The sequence below is a fragment of the Phyllobacterium sp. genome (assembly GCF_037994425.1).
GTDB lineage: Bacteria > Pseudomonadota > Alphaproteobacteria > Rhizobiales > Rhizobiaceae > Phyllobacterium.
Map to the genome: position 1 here is coordinate 1 of NZ_JBBNAM010000307.1, position 4,492 is coordinate 4,492.

3 protein-coding genes are annotated in these 4,492 nt (G+C 58.4%); all 3 read right to left on the bottom strand.

Going from position 1 to position 4,492, the window contains the following annotated elements; genetic code table 11:
• Positions 1 to 2,971: alpha/beta fold hydrolase (locus tag AAAB35_RS20805; RefSeq protein ID WP_340670181.1), on the bottom strand; the 2,971-nt coding region annotated here is incomplete at its 3' end.
• Between the two features lie 830 nt (positions 2,972 to 3,801).
• On the bottom strand, positions 3,802 to 3,972 hold the full coding sequence (locus AAAB35_RS20810; protein ID WP_340670182.1) for a hypothetical protein: 171 nt from the start codon (positions 3,970 to 3,972) through the stop codon (positions 3,802 to 3,804).
• Positions 3,973 to 4,022: 50 nt separating this feature from the next.
• Positions 4,023 to 4,492: MaoC family dehydratase (locus AAAB35_RS20815; protein ID WP_340670183.1), on the bottom strand; the 470-nt coding region annotated here is incomplete at its 5' end.

Sequence of the window (4,492 nt, forward strand, 5' to 3'; positions counted from 1 at the left end):
TGCCGGTCTCGGCAAGCGCGCGGACGGTTTCCTCGAGAAAAAGCGCATTGCCCTTGCATACTTCAGCCAGATCGGCGCGCAGACGATCGAGTTGTGGATCCTTACCAAGGAGATAATCGAGTAGCTCACCAGTCTCGGCCGCGTTGAGCGCCGAGAGTCGAATTTCCACCGGACTGGCGGTGGCAAAAGCACAGCGGTCATATTCCGGCCGGCAGGTCAAGATGAAGAGAATTCGACCGGCGGTGGCGGCTTCCGCCAGCCGCACCAGAATCGCCTCGCTCTCGAGATCGATCCAGTGCAGGTCCTCGACAAGAAGGACGAGGGGTTTCGTATTTGCAAGAAACAGCAGCAGTGCCACCACGGCTTCCTGCATTCGCCGCGATCGCTCCTTTGCGGGAATTGCCGCCCAGATCGGATCCTGCGCCGGCAATTCCATGACGGCCATTATGGGGTCGAGCAGGCGTCTGTCGAAGCGGCGATCGCTCTGCCCAATTAGCACTTTTTCAACCGCCGCCGACGGCGCCTCGGACTCGTCCACTCCGAACAGACCCTGCAAGACTTTTCGGATTACGCCATAACCATTCTGGAGATCGGTTTCCAACGCGCCTGCCTCGAGATGCTCGGCTTCGTCTTGCGGAATTGCACCGACGAATTCATGCGTGACGCGTGACTTGCCCAGCCCAGGAGCGCCGACAACGATCACCGTCTGGCCCTCGCTGCCTTGCACATCACGCCAGGCTTTGTTGAGGATTTGCAAAGGCATCTCTCGCCCTATGAAGGGTGAGAGGCGCCTCTGGGACCGCAACTGCCAGCGCGAGCGGCCACGATTAATTTCGAGCACCTCGTAGAGGCGTTGGTCCTTAAAATCGGATATTGTTTTTGACCTCAGAGGTTTCATGCTGACAAAGCCGCCGGCCGAGGTATGCGTCCGTTCGGTCGCCGCAACGAGATCTTGGCGTAGGGCCTGGCTCAGCGCATTGGCGACCGTCACCGGTCCACCACGCACTTCCAGCGCGCCACCTCCGACCACGCGCGCCTGACCGACGATCACGACACCCGTGTCCATGGCTATGCGGACCCTGGTGATGGGTTGGGGCTCGTTAAGCGCCGTTTCGCGCAGCTTGAGCGCAGTTCGGCAAGCGAGCGCGGCATGGCCTTCTTGCGCGTCGGGCGCCCCGAACGACGCGATTAGTTCGCTGTCCGTAACGCTGAGCACTGTCCCGCCATTCGCACGCACTAACTCAACAGCTTTCAAGAGCAGAGAATCGATGATTTCAAGTGCCGTTTCCGGGGAGAGTTCTTCCGTCACCTGAACCGGACTCACGAACACCGCGCACAGGATCGTCGCGTGGCGCCTAGTGCGCTTGTCGATCTGAATGATCGCTTTGGATTCCAGCACCTGGTCCGCGAAACCCGTGGCCTCACTTACAAATTCCTGAAACGCCGGCTCCTCGGCCAGTAAGATATGATTCAAACTGTCCAACTCCACGAAGCGTGCACCCGGGATTGCGCCGGAAAGTGCAAGACCACCGGACAATGGCGCAACCCGATCGCCTCGCGCATGCAGAACCAGGGTGGGCAAATCTAGCTCATCGAGCCGGGCAGACACGTCGATATCCGCGAAAGCATTGGACAATCGCCACGCATTTTCCGGCGTGAGCGTCCGTCGCTGCAATTCATTGAACCAGTCCATCTGCGCGCGGTTCGCGCCCGGAATGAAGAGATTGGTGAATAGCTGACGGAATATCGGATCGTCCTGGCCCCAGCCTTGGCGAATCAGGGCCGCGATCGCTTCACGCCGCCCGATTTCATTCGCATCGCCGCGTGCACGCCATCCTCGAACGTAGCCGCCGTAAAGTAGGAGACCGGCGACCCTTTCGGGGTGTCGGGCCGCGAATTCAACCGATACAGCGCAGCCTTGCGAAATACCAAGCAGGACGAATTGTTTGAAGCCCGCGGCATCGACGACACATTCCAGATCAGCAATGAACGCGTCGAGTGAGGTATCCTCGGCCGTGGTGCCGGACAGTCCGTTCAGGCGCCCGTCATATCTGAGCAGGGTGAAACCGTCCGACAACGCGTCGATCCAGTGGCCCCAAACCGGGCTTTCCCAATCGAAATCAAGATGTGACATCCAGTGTGTCGCCCGCACGATTGCCGGACCAGTACCGTTCACGGCATAGGCGATCCGTGTGCCGTCACTTGAGTGGGCATAGTGTATCAACTGCTTCCTAGCGCCAATCCCGAGCACGGCCGGGCAGTTCCCGGAAGGCAACCCCGCTGCGTTCTCGGCAACTGACCAAACCGCTCTGCCCGTCAGGGATGCCGACAAGGCTTCCGTCACCGATCTGGTTGCCGCCGTCTGACGTGCTCGGTCGTTGATCCCGGTTATCTCCTTTGCGAAGTCCTCGTCAGGAAGGAGCGTCTGGAGGGTGTGCACGTAAGGGAGCGCCCGCTCTGGTTCGTCGCTGAGACGGTCGATCAGGGTTCGAAGCGTTTTCAGATGCAAGATTTCGATCTCGTTGGAACAATAGACCCGCCATGCCTCGAACGCTGAACAGTGCGGAAGATAGAGATCGACCAGGAATGGCCCTGTGAATGCCGCGGCGATTTCCATGAGCCGTTCGGTAGCAAGCCCTCCGACAGATTCGGACGAAAGACCCCTAATCAGTTCGTAATCGAGAACAAACGTCCCCGGCTTCAAATGCGCGAAGTTGCGATCGGCCTGCAGTCGCTCCTCGCCGTCTGCATTAAGAATTTGACGCAGTTTCGAAAGGCTCCATCGAAGCGAACCGCGCGGATCGTCCGGGATATCCCAAAACAATTCGCAAAGCCGCTCGCGGCGCTGCGGTTTCCCGAGCACCGCCAGATAGGCGAGCAGTGCCCTGGTTTTCCGCGATTGCGGCAGCGAGATCGCTGCCTTGTCCCGGCTAACCGAAAAATCTCCCAGAACCGTGATGGCGATATCCAAGTTGGTCGCCCATCTAATATTTTGCTAGTAAGAACACTTTAAGGATTAGCATTTCAATCCGCAACAACGTATTCCCCGGCTACGTCTTCGCAATCGAATTTGGCCTGACAGTTTGCAAGCCATATGGGGATCGCTGAATTTCGAGTTTTCTCTTTTCGACGCGCAGAACCCGATTTGGCGTGGAGGCGTGCGGCGATGATATCAGCGGCCGCGTGTGAACGGGGTGCTGCCCTTTCTCTCCATTGAAAGGGAAGGCCACCATGCGGCGTCCCTCCCCTTTGCCCTTGGCCGTTCATCACCTAGCGTTTGCGAGCAATGCCGCTGTACCGGGTGAAATTGACGACTCGATCAATGTGTTCGCGCACTATTTCCAGAGGGGGACCCTTGCGAAGGTCATCCCACTTGAAGGATGACGGGCGAGAATATGTACCGAACGAGATGTTCATAGCTGGCTCCTTTGTTGGGCAGCGGTTATTCCGCGGCATGGTTGGAGCATACGGCGGCGGCATGGTATCCAGCGTTTGCGCGAGCATGGAAACCCCGGGGAGGCTCTTTCTGATTTCTTATGGGCGACGATTGCCGTGCAACGCCGCCCAGTATTTCGCGTATAGTGAAGCGGGGTGGATCAAGCATTCATCTTCCTTCAGCCGCGCAGCTTGCATGACAGTTCCTTCGCGCCAAATCCGGTGATTGACAGGATCTCGGAACTTCCAAATGCCGATGTTGCGCAGCAGGTGGTCCGGCAGATCACGCAAGCGTGCCCGGTCGTGACACATGCATATCGCTCGAGACACGAAAACCAGCCATCGGACTAACATGGCCGACAGTATTCATTTCAGAATCGCCGATGGTTGCTCGGCGCGAATCGCCGTCCCCTTGAGCTTCGTTTTTTGCGGGTCATGGCTTTTTGGAACTTCCATGTGTGGCGGCATAGAAAATGCGCCAATCGCCTGAGTTGGATGGCGCCGCACTTCCGCCGTTTGTTGATTGGGCGCAAACAAGAGCCCCGCCGCGGCGCGGAGGGTCTTCTACTGACCGTATGACCGGAATGTCATTCTAGCTCTACAGTATAGGTCGTCGCCGTACCGGAAAGGCAGGTTTCCCCGGCGGCGTTGAGGATGGTCGTCGCCAGTGTGCAAATCGGTTTATCGTGGCGAACTTCCAGAACCTCGGCCCGGGCCACGATCTCTTCGCCTACGCCCACCGCCTTGACAAATTTCCACTCGACAGCGAGGAAGACCGTGCCCGGTCCGGGCAGATCCTCGGCAACGAGCGCATTCAGAAGCCCTGACGTGACGCCGCCCTGGACGATGAGGCGTCCAAATATCGAGCGCGAGGCAAGGCCTTCGTCATAATGGAGCGGATTGCGGTCACCGGTCATTTCAGTGAAGGCGATGATATCGCGTGCGCGAGTGACGCGCCGGCGTTCTGCGTTCGCGCCGACTTTCGGCTTACCGAAACGGGTACCGGACCATCCGGATCGAATGTTCGTGTCGTTCATATCTCGTCTCCTTGGTCGAG